We start from the raw sequence: 23,958 nt of genomic DNA on the forward strand, positions 1-23,958 counted from the left end.
CCGCCGTTGCCGGACCCTGGCCCTGCGCCGCCGGTCCGCCCCGCGCCGCCGGACCGGCCCTGCGCCGCCGGGCGGGTCGGTCCCCCGTTCAGTCCCGTTCTGTCCCCGTTCAGTCCCCCCGGTCCTTCTCCGCCAGGTGGATCACGCACACCGCCACCGCGATCAGCAGGGCCGGGTCGGCGTCCTCGCGCACGACGTCCACGCCGTAGGTGTCGCGGACGTGCAGCCATCTGCGGGAGATCACGGCCAGCAGCTCCCCGTCGTACTCGATCGCGAACTCGCGGTCGGCGATGCGGCCGCTGACGTCGAGCTCGGTGGAGCCGTCCGCGAGGGCGACGCGGTAGTGGTTGCGCAGCAGGGAGAGCCGTTTGCGGCGGATCGTGGCGAGCGGCTCGCCGTCCCGCTCGATGACCATGGTGTCCCGCAGGGCGAACATCTTCTGCCGGATGTCGATCAGCACCCGCCCCTCGGTGTCCTTCACCTCGAACGTGTCCCGCAGGCGCATCGCCTTGCCGTCGACGAGGAACACCCTGTTGCCGTGGTCGTCCTCGATCCAGTAGTCCTCACCGAAGCCGAGCAGCCGGTCGCGCACGAGAAATCTCATGTCACGAGGGGTTCCCCCGCGGCCGGTCCGAAACGCCGCCGGTAGGCCGATGGGCTGAGCCCCGTCCCGCGCCGGACGTGCGCGCGCAGGTTCGCGGCCGTGCCGAGGCCGCTCTCGCGGGCGACCACGTCCAGCCGCTCCTCGCCGCGCTCGATGAGACGGCAGGCCAGGGTGACCCTCCCCCACTGCCTCAAGGGCGTGGGGGGACCCCACCCCCGTCAGCCAGGCCAGCGGCGTCGTGCCGAGCTGGGCCTGGAAGCGCCGGTGCAGGGTCGCGGGGGAGACCGCGGCGCGGGCGGCCAGGTCCGCCACTGTCAGCGACTCGGCCAGCCGCTCCTGCGCCCAGGCCAGCAGCGGGGCCAGGGACTCGTCACGGATCTGCGGGACCGGACGTTCCACGAACTGGCGCTGCCCGCCGTCCCGGTGCGCGGCGAAGACCAGCCGCCGGGACACGGCGTTGGCGAGCTCGGCGCCGTGGTCGCGCCGCACGACGTACAGCCCGAGGTCGAGCGCGGCGGCGCTGCCCGCGGCGGTGAGGATGTCGCCCTCGTCCACGAAGAGCACGTCGGGCTCCAGCCGGACCCGCGGATGCAGCGCGCGGAAGGCGTCGGCCCACATCCAGTGCGTGGTGGCCCGGCGCCCGTCGAGCAGCCCGGCCTCGGCGAGCGCGAAACTGCCCGTGCAGAAGCTCAGCAGCCGTGCCCCGCGCGCGTGGGTGCGGCGGATGGCGTCCAGGACGGCCGCGCCGCGCGGTACGACGCTGTCGGGCCGGCCCGGTACGACGAGGGTGTCGGCGGTGTCCACGGCGTCCAGCCCCGCGGTGCCGGTCATCGTGAAGAAGCCGTGGTTCATGCGCACGGACCGGGTCGGGGTGCACAGCGTCACCTCGTACAGCGGTCCGGGCAGCCCCAGTTCGGGCCGGGGCAGGCCGAACAGCTCGGTGGCGACGCCCACTTCGAAGGGGTTCGTCCCCTCATCGACGATCACCGCCACCCGGTGCGGAGACTGAGAGGATCCTTGCTGTGCGATTACCAGCACTCGCGGCGGCCGCGCACCAGCGGTCAGGATCGGGTCATGACCTACGAACCCGTATCCCTGGCCACCGCCCTCGCGTCCTTCTCGCAGGTGTGGAGCCCGCGCATCGTCACGACCGTCAACGACTACGACGTCCGGGTCGCCAAGGTCGAGGGCGAGCATCTGTGGCACGTCCACGACGACACCGACGAGTTCTTCCTCGTCCTCGCCGGCGAACTGCACATCGCCCTGCGCGAGGAGGCGGGCGAGCGCACGGTGAGACTCCCGCGAGGTTCCGTCTTCACCGTGCCGCGCGGCACGGAGCACAAGCCCTACGCGCCCGTGCCCACCGAGATCCTCCTGCTGGAGCCCACCGGCACGTCCACGGTCGGCGACCGCCACGAGGAGGTCCCTGACCATGTGGACGCGACGACCGGGCACGCGCTCGGCTGACGCGCGCGGCCCGGCCGGCTCACACGCCGTAGCCGTCGCTGTAGCCGTCGCGGTGGTGGCGGCGGTGCGGGTCGTCCTCGACCACCGGCGTCGCCGGCGGCACCACCACCCGGCGGCGCCGGGCGATGCTGCTGAACGTCGAGACGCCGATCAGGCCCACGGCCATGAGGATGATCCCGACCACGTCGAGGTTCACCCCCTTCATGTCCCAGTCCGTCGCGAACGTGAGGATCGCTCCCACGGCGATCAGGATGATGCAGCCTCCGAGGCCCATCCCACCTGCCTCCCTCCCAGACATGCCCTGTGTGTTCGAAGGATCCGGGTACCCGGACCCTTCGATCGAACACCTGGGAGGGGCGGATCAGCCTTCCAGGAACGCCGTCAGAGCCCGCGTCAGGAGGGCGGGGTCCTGCGTGCCGCACAGTTCACGGGCGCTGTGCATGGAGAGGATCGCCACGCCGATGTCGACGGTGCGGATGCCGTGCCGGGCGGCCGTGATCGGGCCGATGGTGGTGCCGCAGGGCATGGAGTTGTGCGAGACGAAGGTCTGGAAGGGCACGCCCGCTCTCTCGCACGCCGCGGCGAACACCGCGCGGCCCGAACCGTCGGTGGCGTAGCGGTTGTTGACGTTCACCTTGAGGATGGGGCCGCCGTCGACCTTGGGGTGGTGCGTCGGGTCGTGCCGCTCGGCGTAGTTGGGGTGTACGGCGTGGCCCGTGTCGGAGGAGAGGCAGACGGTGCCGGCGAAGGAGCGGGCCCGGTCCTCGTAGGAGCCGCCGCGGGCGAAGACCGAGCGCTCCAGGACCCCGCCGAGCAGCGGGCCGTCGGCGCCGGTGTCCGACTGGGAGCCGTTCTCCTCGTGGTCGAAGGCGGCCAGCACCGGGATGGAGGTGAGGCCGGCCCCGCTCGCCGCGGCGGCCGTCAGGGAGGTGACACCGGCGTGCACGGACAGCAGGTTGTCCATCCGCGGACCGGCCAGCAGCTCGCGGTCGCGGCCGAGGTAGGCGGGCGCCTCCACGGAGTGCGTCATCAGGTCCCAGCCGACGACCTCGCCGGCCGGGACGCCGGCCTCCTGCTCCATGAAGGCGATCAGGTCGCCGTCGTGGACGGCGTCACCGAGCCCCCACACCGGCTGGAGGTGGCGCTGCTTGTCGAGCTTGAGCCCCTCCGAGGTCACCGACCGGTCCAGGTGGACCGCCAGCTGCGGCACCCGCATCAGCGGCCGGTCCACGTTGACCAGGCGCGTGGAGCCGTCCCGCAGGGTCAGCCGGCCGGCCAGGCCCAGATCGCGGTCGAGCCAGGAGTTCAGCAGCGGTCCGCCGTAGATCTCCACGGCCACCTGCCGCCAGCCGAACGACCCGGTGTCGGGCTGCGGCTTGACCCGCAGGTTGGGCGAGTCGGTGTGCGCGCCGACGATCCGGAACGGCGTGTGGGGCGCCGCTCCTTCGGGGACGTACCAGGCGACCACGGCGCCGCCGCGCGTGACGTACTTGCCGCCGCTCGTGCCGTCCCAGGCGTCCGTCTCCGCGACCTGGCGGAACCCTGCCTTCTCCAGCCGCTCGGCCACGCTCGCCACGGCGTGGTACGGCGTCGGGCTGGCCGTGAGGAAGGCGATGAGGTCGTCGGTGTGACTGTGGTCGCTGCGGGGGGGTTGGGTCATGGGTTCACCTTAACGACGGACGAGGGCCCGCTCCCCTTGTTGGGGAGCGGGCCCTCGTCAGGACGTGGACCGGCTGCCGGACGTGTCCGGACAGATCGGAAAGGCCGGGCCGGAACCGGCCCGCCGGGTGCCTAGAACGCGGCCTCGTCGAGCTCCATCAGGTCCAGCTCGACGTTCTCGGAGACCTTGCGGGCCAGGGTCACGCCGGGCAGGACGTTGGCCGCGAAGAACTTCGCCGCCGCGATCTTGCCGGTGTAGAACGCCTTGTCCTTCGCGGAGGCCGACGCCAGCTTCTCGGCGGCCACGGCCGCGCCGCGCAGCAGCAGGTAGCCGACGACCACGTCACCGCAGGCCAGCAGCAGGCGGGTGGTGTTCAGGCCCACCTTGTAGATGTTCCTGACGTCCTGCTCGGTGGCGGCGAGGTCGGTGAGCATCAGGCCGACGATGGCCTCCAGCTCGACGGCCGCCTTGGCCAGGTGCTCGCGGGCGCCGGCCAGCTCGTCGCCGCCGGTGCCGACCGCGAGGAACTTCTTGATGTCCTCGGCCAGGCCGTTCAGGGCCGCGCCCTGGTTGCGGACGATCTTCCGGAAGAAGAAGTCCTGGCCCTGGATCGCCGTGGTGCCCTCGTAGAGGGTGTCGATCTTGGCGTCCCGGATGTACTGCTCGATCGGGTACTCCTGGAGGAACCCGGAGCCGCCGAAGGTCTGGAGCGACTGGGCGAGCTGCTCGTAGCCCTTCTCGGAGCCGTAGCCCTTGACGATCGGCAGGAGCAGGTCGTTCAGCGCGTGCTCGGCCTTGGCGTCCTCGCCGTTCGCCTCCTTGACCGCGATCGTGTCCTGGACGGAGGCGGTGTGGAGGACGAGGGCGCGCATGCCCTCCGCGTACGCCTTCTGCGTCATCAGCGAGCGGCGCACGTCGGGGTGGTGCGTGATGGTGACCTTGGGGGCGGCCTTGTCCATGAAGTTCGCCAGGTCGGGACCCTGGACGCGCTCCTTGGCGTACTCCAGGGCGTTCAGGTAGCCGGTGGAGAGCGTGGAGATCGCCTTCGTGCCGACCATCATGCGGGCGAACTCGATGATGCGGAACATCTGGCGGATGCCGTCGTGCTTGTCGCCGATCAGCCAGCCCTTGGCGGGGTGGCGGTCACCGAAGGTCATCTCGCACGTGTTGGAGGCCTTCAGGCCCATCTTGTGCTCGACGTTGGTGGCGTAGGCGCCGTTGCGCTCGCCCAGCTCGCCGGTCTCGAAGTCGAACAGGTACTTCGGGACGAGGAAGAGGGAAAGGCCCTTGGTGCCGGGGCCGGCGCCCTCGGGGCGGGCGAGGACGTAGTGGAGGATGTTCTCCTCCATGTCGTGCTCACCGGAGGTGATGAAGCGCTTCACGCCCTCGATGTGCCAGGAGCCGTCCTCCTGCTGGACCGCCTTGGTGCGGCCCGCGCCGACGTCCGAACCGGCGTCCGGCTCGGTGAGGACCATGGTGGAGCCCCAGGTCTTCTCGACGGCGATCCGGGCGATCTTCTTCTGGACCTCGTTGCCCTCCTCGAAGAGGATGTTGGCGAACGCCGGGCCCGAGGAGTACATCCACACGGCCGGGTTCGAGCCCAGGATCAGCTCCGCGTACGCCCAGATCAGCGACGGCGGGGCGGTGGTGCCGCCGATCTCCTCGGACAGGCCCAGACGCCAGTACTCCGAGTCCATGAAGGCCTTGTAGCTCTTCTTGAAGGACGGCGGGACCGGCGCGGTGTTGGTCTCCGGGTCGAAGACCGGCGGGTTGCGGTCGGCGTCGGTGAAGGACTCGGCCAGCTCGTTCTCGGCGAGCCGCGTCAGCTCCTCCAGAACGCTCTTGGCGGTGTCGGTGTCCATCTCCTCGAACGGGCCGGTGCCGTACAGCTTGTCGCGCCCGAGTACTTCGAAGAGGTTGAACTCGATGTCGCGGAGATTCGACTTGTAGTGCCCCATGGCGACGGCTCCGTAGAGGGATCGGCGAGGCACTGACTCCTCGCGACTGATTCACGTACCAGCAAGTGTCTACGATGATGCTACCCGTCAGTAATAAGACGCAACCCCCATGGGGCCGAGTGTGAGAAGGGTCTACTCGGTACCCTTGCGCCCATGTACGGATACGGCCAGCCGATGGACGGGGGCGCTGCCCAGCAGCAGTACGCCACGTCGCAGCAGCAGATGCCCGGCGGGTACGGGCAGCAGCCGCCGCTGTACCCCGAGCCGTCGCCGCCCTCCCTCGCCGACGCGGTGCGGGCCTTCACCACGGGCCAGGTGGCCGCGGAGGACTTCCAGCAGGTCTTCGCGACCTCGAAGGTCTACTGCCCACGCGGTGACAACCCTGGCTTCCTCGCCCTGCACAACACCCAGCAGCCGGTGATCCCCATGTTCACCTCGCTGAAGGAGCTGCGCCGGTACGCGGGCAAGGAGTCCAAGTACTTCGTCATCACCGGCGCCGAGGTGATCGACCTGCTGCCCACCGGCTACGGCTTCGTCCTCGACATGGAGGGTGAGCACCGGATGGTGTTCGACGCCAAGGCCGTGGAGCAGATGGTCGAGTTCGCCATGCGCCGGATGTACGGCTGACGGCGGTCCCTTCGGTCGGTCCCGCCCCTGTCGGGCGTTCCGCGGTTCGTGCCCCCGCCGCTGGAACCGGCGCTGCGGGGGGCGTTTCCCGCCGTTTCTGCGACAGGCGGTGCGTGGGGGACCGGCGGCGGTGCGGGCGCGGCCCGATCACCCCGCCGGCGCCTCGTGGCGCCTCTTGCCCGGGCCGCGGGAGGTGCGGGGGCTGAGCCGAGCGCCGTCGAGTATCGGCCTGACCGGGTGCCCGGAGGGAATTCCCTCCGGGCATTCTTCGTTCCGAGGTGGCAGGAAGTTCAACACTCAACTAAAATCGGAGCACAAGGAGGTACCGACATGCCTGCAGTGACCGTCGAGAACCCGCTGCTTCTGCCCCGCGTGGCCGCGCCGGGCGAAGCCGTGGCACGTCCCGTGCTCGCCGTCACCACCGCGCCCAGCGGCTTCGAGGGCGAGGGCTTCCCGGTGCGCCGCGCGTTCGCTGGGATCAACTACCGCCATCTGGACCCGTTCATCATGATGGACCAGATGGGTGAGGTGGACTACGCGCCTGGCGAGCCCAAGGGCACCCCCTGGCACCCCCACCGTGGCTTCGAGACCGTCACCTACATCATCGACGGGATCTTCGACCACCAGGACTCGCAGGGCGGTGGCGGGACCATCACCAACGGCGACACCCAGTGGATGACGGCCGGCTCGGGCCTCCTCCACATCGAGGCGCCGCCGGAGCACCTGGTGATGTCGGGCGGCCTCTTCCACGGGCTCCAGCTGTGGGTGAACCTGCCGGCGAGCGACAAGATGATGGCCCCGCGCTACCAGGACATCCGCGGCGGCAGCGTCCAGCTGCTGACCTCCCCCGACGGCGGCGCGCTGCTCCGCGTGATCGCCGGCGAGCTGGACGGGCACGCCGGTCCGGGCGTCACCCACACCCCGATCACCATGCTCCACGCCACCCTGGCGCCGGGCGCGGAGATCACCCTGCCCTGGCGCGAGGACTTCAACGCGCTGGCCTATGTGCTCGCGGGCCGCGGCTCCGTCGGCACCGACCGCCGCCCGGTCCACCTCGGCCAGACCGCGGTCTTCGGCCCTGGCTCCTCGCTGACCGTCCGCGCCGACGAGAAGCAGGACTCCCACACCCCGGACCTGGAGGTCGTCCTGCTGGGCGGTAGGCCGATCCGCGAGCCCATGGCCCACTACGGCCCGTTCGTGATGAACACCCAGGACGAACTCGTCCAGGCCTTCGAGGACTTCCAGAAGGGCCGCCTCGGCACCATTCCCGCGGTCCACGGCATGGACGAGAAGGGCCCCGAGGGCGCCTGACCGGTCGCCGGGAGCACCAGGGTCCGGGGTGTGAGCGCTCCAGGGTCCGGAGGTGAGCGCCCCGGACCCGAACCTCTGACGTCTCGTCAGTCCCCTTCACCCGGGCGGGCCGTCCGCGCAGGACAGCCCGCCCGTGGCGTGATCCGCTGGGAGGATGCCGGACTCCGCAGCCCTGCTGCCCCGCCCCGCCCGCCGGGTCGCCGCCTGGTGCGCGCTCGTCCTGCTGGTCGCGGGCGTCGGCTGGGTCGTCGTGCGGCTGTGCGTGGAGCTGAAGACGGCCGTGGTGCCGGTGCTGCTCGCGCTGCTCGGCACCGCCCTGCTCCGGCCCCTCCACCGGCGGCTGGTCAGGGCGCATGTCCACCGGTCCCTCGCCGCAGCGCTGACCTGTGTCGCCGTGGTGGCCGTCGTCGGCGGCGCCGTCTACATCGTCGTCGCCGCGCTCATCGACTCCGGCGAGCAGATCACCGCCTCCCTCAGGGACGCGGCCGAGTCGATCGCCGAGCACTTCGGGGCGGCCGGCACCTCCCTGGACGACATCGCCTCCAACGCCCGCGGTCTGCTGTCCCGCTTCGGCAGCACCGCGGCCTCCGGGGTGATCAGCGGGGTCAGCGTGGTCGGCGAGACCATCGCCATGGCCGTGCTCGCCCTGCTGCTGGTCTTCTTCTTCCTGCGCGACTCCCACATGGCCGCCGCCACCCTGCGCTCGCTCGCCCCGAAGGGTGGCGGGGACGTCCTGGAGGCCATGGCGCGGCGGGCCTTCCAGGCCGTCGAGGGGTTCATGCGCGGCACCACCCTGATCGCCCTCATCGACTCCGTCTGCATCACCGTGGGGCTGCTCGTCCTCGACGTGCCGGGCGCGTTCGGGCTCGGTGCGCTGGTGCTCGTCGGCGCCTACATCCCCTACCTCGGCGCGTTCGTCTCCGGGGCGGTGGCCGTGCTGGTCGCGCTCGCCGACCGGGGCTTCGTGATCGCGCTGTGGGCGCTCGGTGTGGTGCTCGCCGTGCAGGTGCTGGAGGGGCACGTCCTCCAGCCGGTGATCCAGAGCAGGACCGTGCAGATGCATCCGGCGGTCGTCATGGTCACCATCACCGCGGGTGCCTCCGTCGCCGGCATCCTCGGCATGCTGCTGGCCGTGCCGGTCACGGCCGCGGCCTTCGGTGTGCTGCACGAGCTCCGGGCGCGCTACGCCCCGGGGAAGCCGTCGGAACCCCCGGGCTCGCCGGGCTCCCCGGAACCGTCGCCCTCGTAGAGGTCGAACCAGATGCTCTTGCCCTCGCCGCGCGGCGCGACGCCCCACGCGTCGGCGAGCAGCTCGATCAGCACCAGGCCGCGTCCGGAGGAGGCCAGCTCGCCGGGGTGGCGCTTGTGCGGCAGGTCGTCGCTGGTGTCGGTGACCTCCACCCGCAGCCGCCGCCGGTCGTCCTGCCCGGTGACCTCGGCGACCAGCAGCGCGTCGGCGTCGGTGTGCACCAGGACGTTGGTCAGCATCTCCGACATCAGCAGGACCGCCGAGTCGAGCTGGTCCTGGGAGGCCCAGTCGTGCAGCAGGTCCCGCAGATGCCGGCGGGCCACCGCGATCCGCTCCGGCTCGGCCTGCGCCACCGTCAGCATGGTGCGCCGCACCGGAGCCCGTACGGCCACGGCGTCCCCGCACCCGCAGCCCTCGCCCTGGCGGCACAGCAGCAGGAAGGCGATGTCGTCCTCGCGCCGGTCGGCCAGCGGGCCGGTGGTGTGGTGCGAGGACGGACCGTGCACGGCCTGCACCAGGAGCTCGGCCAGCTCGTCCAGGTCGCCGTCGTGCTCCTCCAGGATGCGGCGGATGCGGGTCCAGCCGGTGTCCAGGTCGTGGCCGCCGGTCTCCATCAGGCCGTCGGTGCAGATCATCATGATCTCGCCCGGCTCCAGGGCGAGCCGGGTGGTCGGGTAGTCGGTGTCCGGGTCGATGCCCAGCGGCAGCCCGCCCGCCGTGACCCGGACCAGGACCGTGCCGTCCGGCATCCGGATCACCGGGTCCAGATGGCCCGCGCGGGCCGCCTCCACCACTCCGGTGACCGGGTCCACCTCGACGTACAGACAGGTCGCGAAGCGCACGTCGGCGGGGTCGTCGCCGGTGTGGCCGATGCCGTGCAGGAAGCGGGAGGCACGGGAGAGCACGGCGTCGGGGCGGTGCCCCTCCGAGGCGTACGCCCGCAACGCTATCCGCAGCTGCCCCATCAGCCCCGCCGCCCGTACGTCGTGCCCCTGGACGTCCCCGATGACCAGCGCGATCCGCCCGTTGGGCAGCGGGATCAGGTCGTACCAGTCGCCGCCCACCTGGAGACCGCCGCCGGTCGGGATGTAGCGGGCCGTCACGGACATGCCCGGGATCTCCGGGCCCAGGGTGGGCAGCATCGAGCGCTGGAGGCCGTCGGTCAGCTCCCGCTCGGACTCCGCGGCCCCGGCGCGCGACAGGGCCTGGGCGAGCATCCGGGCCACCGTCGTCAGCACCGAGCGCTCGTCCGGGGTGAAGGCCACCGGGTAGGTGAAGGCGGCCATCCAGGCGCCGATCGTGCGCCCGGCGACCGTCAGCGGCAGGAACGCCCACGACTGGCGGCCGAACTGCTGGGCCAGCGGCCAGGTGAGCGGATAGCGGCGCCCGTACTCGTCGGGGGAGGGCAGATAGACGGCCCGGCCGGTGCGCACCACGTCGGCGGCCGGGTAGGCGGTGTCCAGGGACATGTGGGCGAAGGGGCCCTCGTCGCCGGGCCGGTGCCCGTGGTGGCCGATGACCGTCAGCCGGTCGCCCGAGACGCCGAACACCGCCAGCCCGTCCGGGGAGAACCCCGGCATCGACAGCGCCGCCGCCACCCGCAGCACCTCGGCGGTGGACCGGGCCTCGGCCAGCGCCCGGCCCGCGTCCAGCAGGAACGCCTCGCGCGAGCGGCGCCAGTCGCCGGTGACCGTGCTCCGGTTCACCGAGGTGCCCGGCAGCGGCTCGGTGACCTCCTGGAGGGTGCCGATCAGCTCGTAGGCCCGTTTCTGACGGTCGAACGAGGGCTTGGAGCGGCTGCGGACGATCCGGACGATCCGGCCCTGCTCGTCCATGACCCGGATGCGGACCTCGGCGAGGGTGCTCTCGGCGGCCGCGAGCTGCACGACGCCGGTGATCTCGTTCCAGTCCACCGGATGCAGCCGGGCCCGCACCTGGGGCTCGGTGAGCGTCGCCTCCTCGGCGGGCAGCCCGAGCAGCCGGGCGGCCTCCGCGTCCAGTCTGACCAGGCCTGTCGACGTGTCCCAGTGCCACAGGCCGGTCGCGAGAGAGGCGAGAACCTGCTCCACGGCGGGCAGGGGCTCACCAGTGCGCATTGCCCCACTTTAGGAAAGAGTGTTCGCATCCTGCCACCGAAGGGTGTCCCGGCCGCCCGCCGCGCATCTCCCGCACCCGGCCCCTAATAGAGGAAGCCGATCTTCGCGTGCCCGGTACCCTGGGTGTGTTTCACGTGAAACATGCCCCCGATCCACGAAGGCTGGATGAACGACGATGCATCGGTACAGGTCCCACACCTGCGGCGAGCTCCGCGCCTCTGACGTCGGCACCGACGTCCGGCTGAGCGGCTGGCTGCACAATCGGCGCGACCTGGGCGGCATCCTCTTCATCGATCTGCGCGACCACTACGGCATCACGCAGCTGGTCGCCCGTCCCGGTACCCCGGCGTACGAGGCCCTGGACAAGATCTCCAAGGAGTCGACCCTCCGTATCGACGGCAAGGCCGTCTCCCGCGGCGCCGAGAACATCAACCCCGAGCTGCCCACGGGCGAGATCGAGGTCGAGGTCGGCGAGGTCGAGCTGCTCGGCGCGGCCGCCCCGCTGCCCTTCACGATCAACGCCGAGGACGGGGTCAACGAGGAGCGGCGCCTGGAGTACCGCTTCCTGGACCTTCGCCGCGAGCGCATGCACCGCAACATCATGCTGCGCACCGCGGTCATCTCCGCGATCCGCCACAAGATGACGGCGCTGGGCTTCAACGAGATGGCGACGCCGATCCTGTCCGCCACCTCCCCCGAGGGCGCCCGCGACTTCGTCGTGCCGTCCCGCCTGAACCCGGGCAAGTTCTACGCCCTCCCCCAGGCCCCGCAGCAGTTCAAGCAGCTGCTGATGATCTCCGGCTTCGACCGCTACTTCCAGATCGCGCCCTGCTTCCGCGACGAGGACGCCCGCGCCGACCGCTCGCCGGGCGAGTTCTACCAGCTCGACGTCGAGATGAGCTTCGTCGAGCAGGAGGACGTCTTCCAGCCGATCGAGCGGCTCATGACCGAGCTGTTCGAGGAGTTCGGCGGCGGCCGCCACGTCACCTCGCCGTTCCCGCGCATCCCGTTCCGCGAGTCGATGCTGAAGTACGGCTCCGACAAGCCGGACCTGCGCGCCCGGCTGGAGCTCGTCGACATCACCGACGTGTTCGAGGCCAGCGAGTTCAAGGCCTTCGCGGGCAAGCACGTGCGTGCCCTGCCGGTGCCGGACGTCTCCGCCCAGCCCCGCAAGTTCTTCGACCAGCTCGGTGACTTCGCGGTCTCCCAGGGCGCCAAGGGCCTGGCCTGGGTCCGCGTCGGCGAGGACGGCGCGCTGTCCGGCCCGATCGCCAAGTTCCTCACCGAGGAGAACGTCAAGGTCCTCACCGAGCGCCTCGGCCTGGAGGCCGGTCACGCCGTGTTCTTCGGCGCGGGCGACTTCGACGAGGTCTCGAAGATCATGGGCGCGGTCCGTGTCGAGGCCGCCAAGCGCGCCGGGCACTTCGAGGAGGGCGTCTTCCGGTTCTGCTGGATCGTCGACTTCCCGATGTACGAGAAGGACGAGGACACCGGCGCCATCGACTTCTCGCACAACCCCTTCTCCATGCCGCAGGGCGGCCTGGAGGCCCTGGAGACCCAGGACCCGCTGGACATCCTCGGCTGGCAGTACGACATCGTCTGCAACGGCGTCGAGCTGTCCTCCGGCGCGATCCGGAACCACGAGCCCGAGATCATGCTCAAGGCCTTCGAGATCGCCGGCTACGACCGGGAGACCGTCGAGGAGAAGTTCGCGGGCATGCTGCGCGCGTTCCGCTTCGGCGCCCCGCCGCACGGCGGTATCGCCCCCGGCGTCGACCGCATCGTGATGCTGCTGGCCGACGAGCCGAACATCCGCGAGACCATCTCCTTCCCGCTCAACGGCAACGCCCAGGACCTGATGATGGGCGCGCCGACGGAGCTGGAGGAGGCCCGGCTGAAGGAACTGCACCTGTCGGTGCGCAAGCCGCAGGCGAAGTAGGGCGACCGCGAAGGCGCCCCGGACCTCGGGTCCGGGGCGCCTTCGCGTTTCCCGGGCCCGTCCTCAGAGACCTGCTACCGGCTCACCCGGGCCACGATGGCCTGCGGCATCACCTGCTCAAGGCGCTTCCGGAGACGCAGCACAGTGAGTTCGTGCTGCCCTACGGGCGTCGGCATGTCGTGGACGATCCCGTGCTTGGTGATCTCGAACTTGCCGGGGACGGTGTCGTCCATCGATTCGAGGAGGTCTCGCATCGCTCTGAAGAGGTGGGGCACGCCCTGGTGAGCGTTGGTCATGGGGCGGGTTCTCCTGGGGTGGGGCGGCAGTCGCGGCAGCGGCCCGGTTCTGGTGCGCGGAAGGCGCGGTCGCAGCGGTCGCAGGTCTGGAGGGGGTGTCTGGGCTCCGGGGCCGGTGGGACCGGGGGCCGGAACGGGGGAGGCGGTGGGAACTGGGCGGTCAGGCGGTGGGCCAGGAGGGCGGCCGGGCGGATCAGGGGTTCCAGCGGCAGGTTCTCGGTGAGGGCGCGGCGTACGGCGGTGGGGGTGAGGTCGCGCTCCAGCCAGGCGGCGACGCCGGGGGCGAGGTGCTCGGCGTCCGTGGCGGAGAGGAGCAGGCGGGGGTCGTGGCGGCGGAGGCCGGCGAGGACGTCGACGGCCGTCTGGAGGAGCTCGGGGGATGTGAACGAGGGCATCGGTACGGGTGGGAGCAGTCGCTTGCGAGGGGGCGGCTCGTCCGGTGCCGCGCGTCGGACGGGCCTGTCGGGGGTGTCGGCTGCGGGCCTGTGGCCCGGCCTGTTGCTGGAGACCGTGCGGGTGACGATCCGCCCGGTCGGTGCCCGCAAGCGGCTACGGCGGAGGTAGCCGTGGGTTTCGAGTTCGCGGAGCGCCGCCGCGATACGGGTGGGGCCCTCCGGGAAGCGAGCGGCGAGGCTCTTGATGTCGATCGCCGTGCCCGGTCGCACGGACTGGATGTGGCAACCCAGCCCGATCGCCAGCAGCGACAGCTCCCGGTGCTGGGCGAGGTCGTTGCCGATCACCGTGAAGTTCTCGGTGAGGCGGACGTTGTCGTGGATCACGCCGGAGTTCGGGCGCCCATGGGGGTGGTTTTTGCCCGGGATACGGGACCGGGTGGACGCGGGCGCGCTAGGGTTTTCGGTATCCATCGGGAAGTTGCCTCTTCCTCGGTGGTCAGGCCCTCGCAGGGATCGCTAGTCCCGGCGGGGGCCGTCCCATGTCTGGGGGGGTGTGTGTCTTGCTGCGGTGAGCGTAAGGCAGGCAACCGGTCCCGAATCCAGTCCAGTTGGGCATATTCACTCGCGGGAGTGAGTTTGCCCGGCGGGAGGGAGGGGTGGGGCTTGGTGGGGTGCTTTCTCCCCAGTGGGTGCTTCATAGGGAGCGCAGGTCGGACCGGGGTGTGGGGCGTCACGCTTCGGTGATTTCGGGGCCGGGAGGGTGAGTTCGGCCCAGACCGTTTCGCGAGGGTGAAGGACCGCATCCTCGGGGATCCGGCGCACCGCACGTGCTCCGGGACGGGCACGCGAAGGCGCCCGGAGGTCGGCCTCCGGGCGCCTTCGGTGGAGTGGTCGGTCAGGAGAGGGACTTGTAGCCGCTCCAGCCCGTGCCGAGCTTCACGCCCGCCGAGAACGTGCCCCTGCCGGTGCCGGAGTGGCGCCACAGGGTGCCGCCGGTGTCGCGGGCGACGAGGTCGGCGTGGCCGTCGTCGGTGAGGTCGCCGACGCCGACCACCACGTTGTAGGCGCCGCCCCAGCCGGCGGAGAGCTTCACCCGGGCGCCGAAGGTGCCGTTGCCCCTGCCGTCGTAGCGGTAGAGGGCGTTGGCCTTGTCCTGCGCGATCAGGTCGACCCGGCCGTCCCCGGTGACGTCGCCGACGCCCACGACCTTCTTGTAGGTCCGCCAGTCCGAGTAGAGCAGCACCGCGGTGGACAGCCTGCCCGTGCTCAGGCCCTTGTACAGGTACACCGCGCCCGTGCTCGCCTTGCGGGCGATCAGGTCCGGGAGGCCGTCGCCGCTGACGTCGCCGGGCGAGGTGAGCACGTCGAACGTCGTCCAGCCGCCGGTCGCCAGGGTCGTGTACGGCGTCGACGTCCTGGGCGCCGTGTTGCAGCCCGGCTTGTACAGCCGCAGGGCCCCGCTGCTCAGCCGGACCAGGACGTCGTTGCAGCGGTCGCCGCTCAGATCGCCGAAGGGGACGGCCGTGACGGTCGAGGGCCAGCCGGTGGCGGTCGTCCGCTCCCCGACCCTGCCCGTGCCGGTGCCCGCGTGGAAGGTCAGGGCACCCGAGGTGGTGAGGGTGAGCAGGTCGCCGCGGCCGTCGGTGCCGTCGGCGCTGACGAAGTCACGGCGGACCGGCATGCCCCCCTGGAAGAAGACCTTGCCCGTGGTCACCGTGTTCGCGGCGGTGCTTCCGACACCGGTCGCCCTGAGCGTCCAGGTGGTCCAGCCGTTGGGGAAGCGGAGCCCGTTCGTCGCCAGGCCGTTCCACCGCGCGGAGACATGGGCCGCGGTCGCTCCGCCGGTGAGCGTGCGGGTGGCCTTGCCGTTCGCTCCGCTCTGGACGGAGGTGAAGGCCAGGGACCAGGAGGTGACCGGACGCGACAGCAGCCACTCGCCGGTCCACGGCGTCGCGTTCGACGGCTGCGCGTAGGACTCGGTCTCGGCGCGGAAGGCCGTGGTCGCGGACGGCGCGATGCCGGTGGTGACGACCTGCGTGCGCTCGTAGCCGTCGAACCAGGCCACCAGGCCCGTGTACTCGTCGACCGTCCAGCGGTAGCGGCGGTCCACGGGCAGCCCGCTGTCGGGCAGGCCGGAGGCGACGACGCGGGTCGCGCCGGTGGCCGCGTCGGTCAGGACCAGCTCGTCGGCCGCGTGGTCGTGGCGGACGGTGAAGCCGTCGCCGAGCAGCACGTCACCGGGGGCGACGGCCCTAGCCGTACCCGCCTTGCTGTCGTACACGCCCGCGGAGGCGGTCCCGCACGCCCAGTACACCCAGCGTCCCGCCGCCTGGAGTTCGCTCGGCACACAGGCCAGGCCCGGGACGGTCACGGTGGCGAGCGTCCTCATCTCGACGAGGCTGTACGAGGAGAGCTTGCCGAGGGTGCCGGGGCTCCACAGGGTGGGGCCGTTCAGGGCGGCGGCGCGCACCGACCGCTTCACCAGCTGGCCGTAGCCGAGCCGGCCGACGTACTGCGTGGGCGTCGCGCCGCCCGAGTCGTAGACGGCGTAGTCGTCGGAGACGTCGACGATCGCGCCGCCCCGCGTCCCGTAGTCCAGGTAGTGGCCGCCGAGGGCGCGCAGGCGGTCGTCGCCGCCGTTCTCGCCCTCGTCGGTGCCGCCGTTGGTGTCGAGGTACACGTCCTCGCCGTCGAGGCCGCCCCACAGCGCCGAGCAGGTGGTGCCGGGGTACGGGCAGACGGGCTCGTACATCGCGCCGCTCTCCGTGGCGGCGGAGGCCGTCAGCACGGTGGAGCCGTTGGTGGAGAGCGTGCGTACGGACGAGGTGTCCGTGGTGGTGCTCGCAGGGTCGTCCTCGGCGACGCGCAGGCTGCCGCGGCTGAGGGCGATGCCGGTCTTGGCGTTCTCCAGGGCCGGGGACCGGTACAGCTTCTCCAGCTTCAGCGTCCCGTCCGCGGCCTGGGTCACGCGCTGGACCCACCGGTCGGTGATGGCCGTGCCGCCGCTGACGAGCGCCTCCCCGTCACCGCCCGCGAGGGCGTACTCGCCGACGCTCGCCAGCAGGGTCTGCTTCACGGACGGGTCGGTGAGGTTCACCGCGAGGAGTCGGGTGACGGTCGGGCTCACATAGCGCGGCAGCAGTACCCAGTCGCCGACCAGGACCGGTTCGCCGTCGAGGCCGCCGGCCAGCTCGGGCACCTCGACCCGTTGTTCCGGTGCGGCGAGGTCCTTGCGGGACTTCAGGTGCAGATAGCCGCTGTAGGTGTCGTACCAGCCGACGCGGTCCTCGCTCATCACGGTCTTGGGGATGTACGAGGTGTCGGTGAACGCCGTGGTGGCCACGGCCGTCTCGACGTCGATGTAGGCGAGCCCGTAGTTGCCGTCCGCCACGAGCACACCGGAGGAGTCCGCGGCGCGTACGTCCGTGCTCCGCACGCTCGTCGAGTCACCGCCGACGGGGCGGGTGCGCCAGGCGCCGTCGACCTCGTCCAGCAGGGCCGAGGTCGTGAGGATCGTGTCGCCGGCGAGGGCACGGTAGTAGCCGTGGTCCTGGGCGTTCCACTCGACGGTCCTGGTGGTGCCCGTGGCCGGGTCCCACAGCGTGGCCTGTGCGTCGGACGCGGTCCTCGGCAGCGCGATCGTGTCGCCGTCCGAGCCGTACCAGGCGTCGCGGCAGGCCGAGTCGACGGTGGCGCACGCGGTGTCCGGCGTGTAGACGCCGGACGCCTCCCCGACCGTGACGGTCCGGCCCGTGGCGTAGTCGGTCCACAGCAGGCCGTCCTTGCCCGCGTGGCGGTGCAGGAAGCCCGTGTCGCCCACGACGTAGGGGCGTTCGGTGCGTGCCGCGGTGGTGCTGGGATCGGTGAGTGTGATCCCGGTGGTGCCGGCGGCGGTCTCGGCGGCCTCGCCGTCCTCCGACGAGAGGACGAACAGGGACGACGCGGCCACCGCGACCACCAGCGAACAGACGGCGGCGGCCTGGCCGCCCCGTCTCAGGGCGTGTCTGCCCACGTGAGAACCCTCCCCGCGAGAGTCTCCGCTCTCGCACAAGTGGGCGAATCCTAACGCGGGCCTACACCACCGGGATCGAGAGGCCTGCCTACCGCGCGACGTACTGCGTGAGGATCGCCTGGACCTCGTAGATGTCGACGCCCTTGGTGAAGGTCTTGGTGATCGGCAGCTGGGTGCCGGAGACCCAGATCTTCAGCTCGGCGTCGAGGTCGAAGGTGCCGGCCGTCTCCACCGCGAAGTGCGTGATGCTGCGGTACGGGACCGAGTGGTACTCGACCTTCTTGCCGGTGATGCCCTGCTTGTCGACCAGGATCAGACGGCGGTCGGTGAACAGGATGGTGTCACGGATCAGCAGGTAGGCGGCGTGCACCGTCTCGCCCTGCCCGAGCAGCCTGGCGTAGTCCTGCGCGGCCTGGGCCGGGTCGATCGGGTGTGCGTTGCCGAAAAGCGCCATGGAAAGAGGGACCCCCCACTCGATGTCACCCGGCCTCGGTCGGCCGGGGTGATCATGGTCAGATATACCTGGTGGGTGAGGGGTCCGAGAAGGGCTGTTACGCGGCTGTTTCCCCGCCGAAGCGCTCCTTGTACGCGGCGAGGTCGTCGTCCGTCAGCTTGGCGAACATGACCGGCGGCACGGTGAAGGGCGTCCCGGCCGGGACGGAGGACAGGGACTTCGCCTCGTCCTCGGAGACCCAGGACGCGGTGTCGTCGGCGAGGGAGAAGGCCTGGCGCATGGCCGCCGCGGTCGTCGGGACGAAGGGCTCGGAGACCACCGAGTAGAGGTGGATGAGGTTCATCGCCGTGCGCAGGGTCAGGGCCGCGGCGTCCTGGTCGGTCTTGATCTCCAGCCAGGGGGCCTTCTCCTCCAGGTAGGAGTTGCCTGCCGACCACAGGGCGCGCAGCGCCGCCGCCGCCTTGCGGAACTGGAGGGCCTCCATCTGGGACTCGTACTCGGCGAGCAGCCGGGCGATCTCCTCGCCCAGCCTGGCCTCCGCCTCGCCCGGCTCGCCGCCCGCGGGGACGTCGTCGCCGAAGCGCTTGCGGGAGAAGGACAGCACGCGGTTGACGAAGTTGCCGAGGGTGTCGGCGAGGTCCTTGTTCACCGTGGCCGTGAAGTGCTCCCAGGTGAAGGACGAGTCGTCCGACTCCGGGGCGTTGGCGATGAGGAAGTAGCGCCAGTAGTCGGCGGGCAGGATCTCCAGCGCCTGGTCGGTGAAGACGCCGCGCTTCTGCGAGGTGGAGAACTTGCCGCCGTAGTACGTCAGCCAGTTGAAGGCCTTGACGTAGTCGACCTTCTTCCACGGCTCGCGCACGCCGAGCTCGGTGGCCGGGAACATCACCGTGTGGAACGGCACGTTGTCCTTCGCCATGAACTGGGTGTACCGGACGTCGGTGTCGACGTCGTACCACCAGGACTTCCAGTCCCCGCCCGTGGCGTCGGCCCACTCCTTCGTCGCGCCCAGGTACTCGATCGGGGCGTCGAACCAGACGTAGAAGACCTTGCCCTCGGCGGCCAGCTCCGGCCAGGTGTCGGCCGGGACGGGGACGCCCCAGTCCAGGTCACGCGTGATCGCGCGGTCGTGCAGTCCCTCGGTCAGCCACTTGCGGGCGATGGAGGAGGCCAGCTGCGGCCAGTCGTCCTCGTGGCGGGCGACCCAGGCCTCGACCTCGTTCTGCAGCCTGGACTGGAGCAGGAAGAGGTGCTTGGTCTCCCTGACCTCGAGGTCCGTGCTGCCCGAGATCGCCGAGCGGGGGTTGATCAGGTCGGTCGGGTCCAGCACGCGGGTGCAGTTCTCGCACTGGTCGCCGCGGGCCTTGTCGTAGCCGCAGTGGGGGCAGGTGCCCTCGACGTAGCGGTCCGGCAGGAAACGGCCGTCGGCGGGCGAGTAGACCTGACGGATCGCCCGCTCCTCGATGAAGCCGTTCTCCTGGAGCCTGCGGGCGAAGTGCTGGGTGATCTCGCGGTTCTCCGCGCTGGAGCTGCGGCCGAAGTAGTCGAAGGCCAGCGCGAAGCCGTCGTAGACCGCCTTCTGCGCGTCGTGCGCCTGCGCGCAGAACTCCGCGACCGGGAGGCCCTGCTCCTTGGCGGCCAGCTCGGCGGGGGTGCCGTGCTCGTCCGTCGCGCAGATGTACAGCACCTCGTGGCCGCGCTGGCGCAGGTACCGGGCGTACACGTCCGCCGGGAGCATGGACCCCACCATGTTGCCCAGGTGCTTGATCCCGTTGATGTACGGAAGGGCGCTGGTGATGAGGTGTCGAGCCATGCCGGCTGCTCCCAGGTCGGTTGTTTTGCGAACCTTGAAATCGTAGCCGAAACGGGTGGGCCGCCCGCTTCCCTTTCTGAGGGGTGGGAAGGGGCGGCCACGGGGGTTGTCCGGGTGGTTCCGGGCGGTGCCTTACGGCTTCCAGCCGGCCAGTACGCCGGTGTAGAGCTCGGCGTCCGTGAGCTCCCGGGGGGTCGGGCCGGCGTGGAAGAACGAGGTGTTGGCCGTCTTCAGCTTGCGGAGGTAGTCGAAGGCCTTGTTGTCGTGCTCGCCGAAGGCGACGAAGGAGAAGAAGACGTCGGGGTGGTTCTTCCCGGCGTCCGTGAGCGCCTGGGTCGCGGGGGTCTTCGCGTCCGGGGCGCCGTCGGTCTGGAAGACGACCAGGGCGGGCGTGGTGGGGGCGGTCTTCGCGCGGTGCGCGAGGACGGCTTCCACGGCGGCGTGGTAGCTGGTGCGGCCCATGCGGCCGAGGCCGGCGTGGGTGTCGTCGACCTTGGTCTCGTGGTCGGCGAGGGTGAGGTCGGTGGTGCCGTCGAGCTCGGTGGAGAAGAACACGACGTGGACCGTGGCCTCGGGGTCGAGGTGGGCCGCGAGGGCGAGGGTCTGGTCGCCGAGGGCCTGGGCGGAGCCGTCCTTGTAGTAGCCGCGCATGGACGCGGAGCGGTCGAGGACGAGGTAGATCTTGGCGGTGGTGTCGGTGAGGTGGTGTGCGGTGAGGGTGGTGTGGGCGGCGTTGTAGGCGGTGAGGAGGGTTTTGGGGATGTCGGGGGTCGCCGCCGGGTCCGCTGCCGCGGGCTGGGGGGTGACCTCCGGGTCCGCTGCCGCGGGGGTGGGCTTTTCGGCCTCGGCCTTGGGCTCGGCCTTGGGCTCTTCGGCCTCGGCTTCGCCTTCGGCCGGGTTTTCGTTCCCACCCGCACCACCCGTGCGGGTCTCGTCGTCGGCTTCCTGTGCCCCCTGTGCCTCGTCCTCGCCGTCGGCGGCCGCCGGCTCCGGGGTCGTCTCCTCCGCCTCGACCACTGCCACGATCTCGGACAGCGCCTCGAGGTCCGGCTCGAACTCGGGCTCGGTCTCGGGGGCGGGCTCGGCCTCGGGGGCGGGGGCCTCGGCCGCGACCGGCTCGGGCTCGGCGACCGGCTCCTCAGCCGCGACCGGCTCCTCGACGGCCGCCTCGGCGGTGACCGGCTCCTCGGCGGCGGCGGCGGTCTCGGGCTCGGCGGCCGGCTCCTCGACGGCCTCCTCGGCTACGGCGGGCTCCTCGGCTGCGGCGGGGTCGGGCTCAGTCGTCGGCTCCTCGGCGACGGCGGGCTCGGGTTCGGCGGCCGGCTCCTCGACGGCCTCCTCGGCGGCGGCGGGCTCCGGCTCCTCGGCGACGACCGGCTCCGCCTCCTGGGCGACGACCGGCTCCGGCTCCTCGGCCGCGACCGGCTCCGGCTCCTCGGCTGCGGCGGGGTCGGGCTCAGTCGTCGGCTCCTCGGCCGTGACCGGCTCGGGGGTCTCTGCCGGCTGTGGGTCCGTTGGCTTGGGGACCGTTACGTTGTCGAAGGCCGCGGACACCAGTTCGTGTTCCGAGGCGTCGGCGTCGGTGTCCGTGTGGGACTCCGGGGCCGTGCGGGGCTCGGGGACCGTGGAGGTCTGGGGGGTGGCCGGCTGCGCGGGGGTCGCGTTCTCGGCGTCGGCGGTTTCGGGTTTGCGTGACCGGCCGAATGCGTTCCGCAGGAGAGTGAGAATGCCCATGAGTGCAACCCTTCGCGCGAGTTGATGTCCGTTAGATCCCTGGCCAGGACGGACACGTAAGGTTAGCGGGACCTCGTGGCGATCTTGGGGAGGGGCGTACCCCGTCCCGGCGGGGACGCACGCCGGAGTGCGCCGGTTACTCCAACTGCAGTTCGGATGTGTCGCGTTCACCGGTAGTTCACTCTGAGTCCCCGCGCGCGCACAAACGTGCTCCTAGCGTCCAGGACGCTGAATCCAAGGGGAAGCCAGGGGAGAACCAAGTGCGCATCCAACTGCCGATCATCGGGACCAACGACTCGCATGCGGGTGGGCGCTCTGCCCTCACCTGCCGATTCCGCTGCGGCGACGCCTGTTTCCATGAGGCACCGAACGCCAGTTCGAACGAATACCTCGGTGACGTCATCGCCGGGGCTCTCAGCCGCCGCTCGGTGGTGCGCGCCGCCGCCGTGGTCACCGCGGCCGCCGCCGCCGGTACCGCCGTCAGCACCGCCGCCGCGCCGCGGGCCACCGCCGCCGAGGGCGTCGGCGCCGCCCACGAGGGGCACACGCCGGCCCGTGGCGCGCGCGGGCTGCGCTTCACCCCGGTCGCGCCGAACACCGCCGACCAGGTCACCATCCCCGAGGGCTACGAGCAGAACATCGTGATCCGCTGGGGCGAGCCCATCCTGCGCGGTGCGCCGGCCTTCGACCCGGCGAAGCAGACCGCCGCGGCGCAGGCCGGCCAGTTCGGCTACAACTGCGACTACCTGGGCCTGCTGCCGCTGCGCGGGGAGCCCGGCCGCCAGATCCTCGTCGCGAACCACGAGTACACCGACGAGATCCTGATGTTCGCCGGGTACGACGCCGCGAACCCGACCAAGGAGCAGGTCGAGATCGCCTGGGCCGCGCACGGCCTGTCGGCCGTCGTCGTCGAGGGCAACCGCCGTGACGGCAGGCTCGTCCCGGTCACCCGGCACCCGCTGAACCGCCGTGTCACCGCCACCACCGAGTTCCGGCTGACCGGCCCGGCCGCCGGTTCGGACCTGCTGAAGACCTCCGTCGACCCGACCGGCACCAAGGTCCTCGGCACGCTCAACAACTGCGCGGGCGGCGAGACGCCGTGGGGCACCACCCTGCACGGCGAGGAGAACTTCAACCAGTACTTCGCCAACGCCACCCGCGCCACCGACAAGCGCTACGGCCTGAACGCCGCCGCCTCCGAGCGCAAGTGGGAGCGTTACGACAAGCGCTTCGACGTCGCCCAGGAGCCCAACGAGCCGCACCGTTTCGGCTACGTGGTCGAGTTCGACCCGTACGACCCGGAGTCCACCCCGCGCAAGCACACCGCGCTGGGCCGCTTCAAGCACGAGGGCGCGACCGTCCGCCTCACCGACGACTGCCGTCCGGTCGTCTACTCCGGCGACGACGAGCGGTTCGACTACTTCTACAAGTTCGTCGGTTCCCGGCGCATGAAGCACGGTTCGTCCCGTGCCGCGCGCGAGCACAACCTCTCGCTGCTCGACGAGGGCACCCTCTACGTCGCCAAGCTCACCGGCGACTCCCCGGCGATCGAGATCGACGGCACCGGCAAGCTCCCGAACGACGGCGAGTTCGACGGCTCCGGCGAGTGGATCCCGCTGGCCACCGCCACCAAGGACGGCGCGGTCTCGCACGTCGACGGCATGACCGCCGAGGAGGTGTTCGTCTTCACCCGTCTCGCCGGTGACAAGGTCGGCGCGACGAAGATGGACCGCCCCGAGGACATCGAGCCGAACCCGGTCACCGGCAGGGTGTACGTGGCGCTCACCAACAACACCCGCCGCGGCACCGCCGGCTCCGCCCCCGTGGACGAGGCCAACCCGCGCATCGGCAACAAGCACGGTCACGTCCTGGAGCTGACCGAGCGCTGGAACCGCGCCGACAGCAAGACGTTCGGCTGGAAGCTGTTCCTGGTCGCCGGTGACCCGAACGACCCGGCCACCTACTTCGCGGGCTTCCCGAAGGACCAGGTCAGCCCGATCTCCTGCCCGGACAACGTGGCCTTCGACCCGCACGGCAACCTGTGGATCTCCACCGACGGCTCCCAGCTCGGCTCGCACGACGGCCTCTTCGGCGTCGCGACCCGCGGCACGCGCCGGGGTGAGCTCAAGCAGTTCCTGACCGTGCCGAAGGGCGCCGAGACCTGTGGCCCGATCGTGCAGGACCGCCGGGTGCTCGTCGCCGTGCAGCATCCGGGCGAGCTCGACGGGGCCACCGCCGAGAAGCCGCTGAGCGCGTGGCCGGACGGGCCGGGCAGGATCAACCGTCCGGCCGTCGTCGTGGTCTACCGCACGGACGGCGACGACATCGGTGTGTGACGGCCGGAAG

General features: G+C 71.2%; 17 protein-coding genes and 1 pseudogene. 6 read left to right on the plus strand and 12 right to left on the minus strand.

The genetic code is table 11. The features are described 5' to 3' along the window. Positions 1-109: 109 nt before the first annotated feature. Positions 110-604 (minus strand): LURP-one-related/scramblase family protein, encoded by a 495-nt coding sequence (locus tag ACFYR0_RS10595; protein WP_389324443.1) that lies wholly within the window; start codon positions 602-604, stop codon positions 110-112. After that, positions 601-1,591: pseudogene (locus tag ACFYR0_RS10600) on the minus strand (GlxA family transcriptional regulator). The gene ACFYR0_RS10595 and the pseudogene ACFYR0_RS10600 overlap by 4 nt, the downstream one beginning before the upstream one ends. Before the next feature lie 87 nt (positions 1,592-1,678). Between ACFYR0_RS10600 and ACFYR0_RS10605 the strand changes: the two are divergent. After that, on the plus strand, positions 1,679-2,071 hold the full coding sequence (locus tag ACFYR0_RS10605; protein WP_389324446.1) for a cupin domain-containing protein: 393 nt from the start codon (positions 1,679-1,681) through the stop codon (positions 2,069-2,071). Positions 2,072-2,090: 19 nt separating this feature from the next. Here ACFYR0_RS10605 and ACFYR0_RS10610 read toward each other — a convergent pair whose 3' ends face one another. The 3 genes from ACFYR0_RS10610 to ACFYR0_RS10620 form a co-directional block, all read right to left on the minus strand. Continuing rightward, positions 2,091-2,345 carry a DUF6458 family protein gene (locus ACFYR0_RS10610; RefSeq protein WP_389324448.1) on the minus strand — a complete coding sequence of 85 codons (255 nt, stop codon included), beginning with the start codon at positions 2,343-2,345 and terminating at the stop codon, positions 2,091-2,093. Positions 2,346-2,432: 87 nt separating this feature from the next. Further along, positions 2,433-3,731, minus strand: coding sequence for a M18 family aminopeptidase (locus ACFYR0_RS10615; RefSeq protein WP_389324450.1), 1,299 nt, complete (start codon positions 3,729-3,731; stop codon positions 2,433-2,435). Positions 3,732-3,862: 131 nt separating this feature from the next. Beyond that, positions 3,863-5,689 carry an acyl-CoA dehydrogenase gene (locus ACFYR0_RS10620; RefSeq protein WP_389324631.1) on the minus strand — a complete coding sequence of 609 codons (1,827 nt, stop codon included), beginning with the start codon at positions 5,687-5,689 and terminating at the stop codon, positions 3,863-3,865. A gap of 153 nt (positions 5,690-5,842) precedes the next feature. Here ACFYR0_RS10620 and ACFYR0_RS10625 point away from each other — a divergent pair, with 153 nt between their 5' ends. The 3 genes from ACFYR0_RS10625 (at position 5,843) to ACFYR0_RS10635 (ending at position 8,876) form a co-directional block, all read left to right on the plus strand. Then, positions 5,843-6,316: an SseB family protein gene (locus ACFYR0_RS10625; RefSeq protein ID WP_389324452.1), complete on the plus strand. Its 474-nt coding sequence runs from the start codon at positions 5,843-5,845 to the stop codon at positions 6,314-6,316. A 330-nt stretch (positions 6,317-6,646) separates the two neighbouring features. Next, positions 6,647-7,627: a pirin family protein gene (locus ACFYR0_RS10630; protein WP_389324455.1), complete on the plus strand. Its 981-nt coding sequence runs from the start codon at positions 6,647-6,649 to the stop codon at positions 7,625-7,627. 154 nt (positions 7,628-7,781) lie between these two features. Beyond that, positions 7,782-8,876, plus strand: coding sequence for an AI-2E family transporter (locus ACFYR0_RS10635; protein ID WP_389324458.1), 1,095 nt, complete (start codon positions 7,782-7,784; stop codon positions 8,874-8,876). Here ACFYR0_RS10635 and ACFYR0_RS10640 read toward each other — a convergent pair. After that, positions 8,810-10,972: a SpoIIE family protein phosphatase gene (locus ACFYR0_RS10640; protein ID WP_389324461.1), complete on the minus strand. Its 2,163-nt coding sequence runs from the start codon at positions 10,970-10,972 to the stop codon at positions 8,810-8,812. The genes ACFYR0_RS10635 and ACFYR0_RS10640 overlap by 67 nt on opposite strands. Positions 10,973-11,147: 175 nt before the next feature. On the opposite strand from ACFYR0_RS10640, the gene aspS reads away from it, so the two are divergent. Continuing rightward, positions 11,148-12,911, plus strand: a complete 1,764-nt coding sequence (gene aspS / locus ACFYR0_RS10645; RefSeq protein WP_389324464.1) for an aspartate--tRNA ligase — start codon at positions 11,148-11,150, stop codon at positions 12,909-12,911. A gap of 74 nt (positions 12,912-12,985) precedes the next feature. On the opposite strand, the gene ACFYR0_RS10650 is transcribed toward aspS, so the two are convergent. From ACFYR0_RS10650 to ACFYR0_RS10675, 6 genes are all read right to left on the minus strand, one after another. Further along, positions 12,986-13,207, minus strand: coding sequence for a hypothetical protein (locus tag ACFYR0_RS10650; protein ID WP_389324467.1), 222 nt, complete (start codon positions 13,205-13,207; stop codon positions 12,986-12,988). Next, the gene (locus ACFYR0_RS10655; protein WP_389324470.1) at positions 13,204-14,073 is read right to left on the minus strand and encodes a helix-turn-helix domain-containing protein; all 870 of its coding nucleotides are present in this window, start codon (positions 14,071-14,073) and stop codon (positions 13,204-13,206) included. Before ACFYR0_RS10655 ends, ACFYR0_RS10650 begins: the two co-directional genes overlap by 4 nt. A 424-nt stretch (positions 14,074-14,497) precedes the next feature. Continuing rightward, complete coding sequence (locus tag ACFYR0_RS10660; RefSeq protein ID WP_389324473.1) at positions 14,498-17,614, minus strand: FG-GAP repeat domain-containing protein; 3,117 nt, start codon at positions 17,612-17,614, stop codon at positions 14,498-14,500. An 88-nt stretch (positions 17,615-17,702) separates the two neighbouring features. Beyond that, the gene (locus ACFYR0_RS10665; protein ID WP_389324476.1) at positions 17,703-18,068 is read right to left on the minus strand and encodes a PH domain-containing protein; all 366 of its coding nucleotides are present in this window, start codon (positions 18,066-18,068) and stop codon (positions 17,703-17,705) included. A gap of 97 nt (positions 18,069-18,165) precedes the next feature. Further along, positions 18,166-19,878, minus strand: a complete 1,713-nt coding sequence (gene metG, locus ACFYR0_RS10670) for a methionine--tRNA ligase (RefSeq protein ID WP_389324479.1) — start codon at positions 19,876-19,878, stop codon at positions 18,166-18,168. A 132-nt stretch (positions 19,879-20,010) separates the two neighbouring features. Continuing rightward, positions 20,011-21,612: a VWA domain-containing protein gene (locus ACFYR0_RS10675; RefSeq protein ID WP_389324482.1), complete on the minus strand. Its 1,602-nt coding sequence runs from the start codon at positions 21,610-21,612 to the stop codon at positions 20,011-20,013. 260 nt (positions 21,613-21,872) lie between these two features. Between ACFYR0_RS10675 and ACFYR0_RS10680 the strand changes: the two genes are divergently transcribed. Beyond that, entirely contained in the window at positions 21,873-23,948 is a 2,076-nt protein-coding gene (locus tag ACFYR0_RS10680; RefSeq protein ID WP_389324485.1) for a PhoX family protein, read from the plus strand. Positions 23,949-23,958 lie beyond the last annotated feature (10 nt).

Origin of the sequence: Streptomyces sp. NPDC005017 (assembly GCF_042873115.1) — a bacterium.
Taxonomy (GTDB): Bacteria; Actinomycetota; Actinomycetes; order Streptomycetales; family Streptomycetaceae; genus Streptomyces.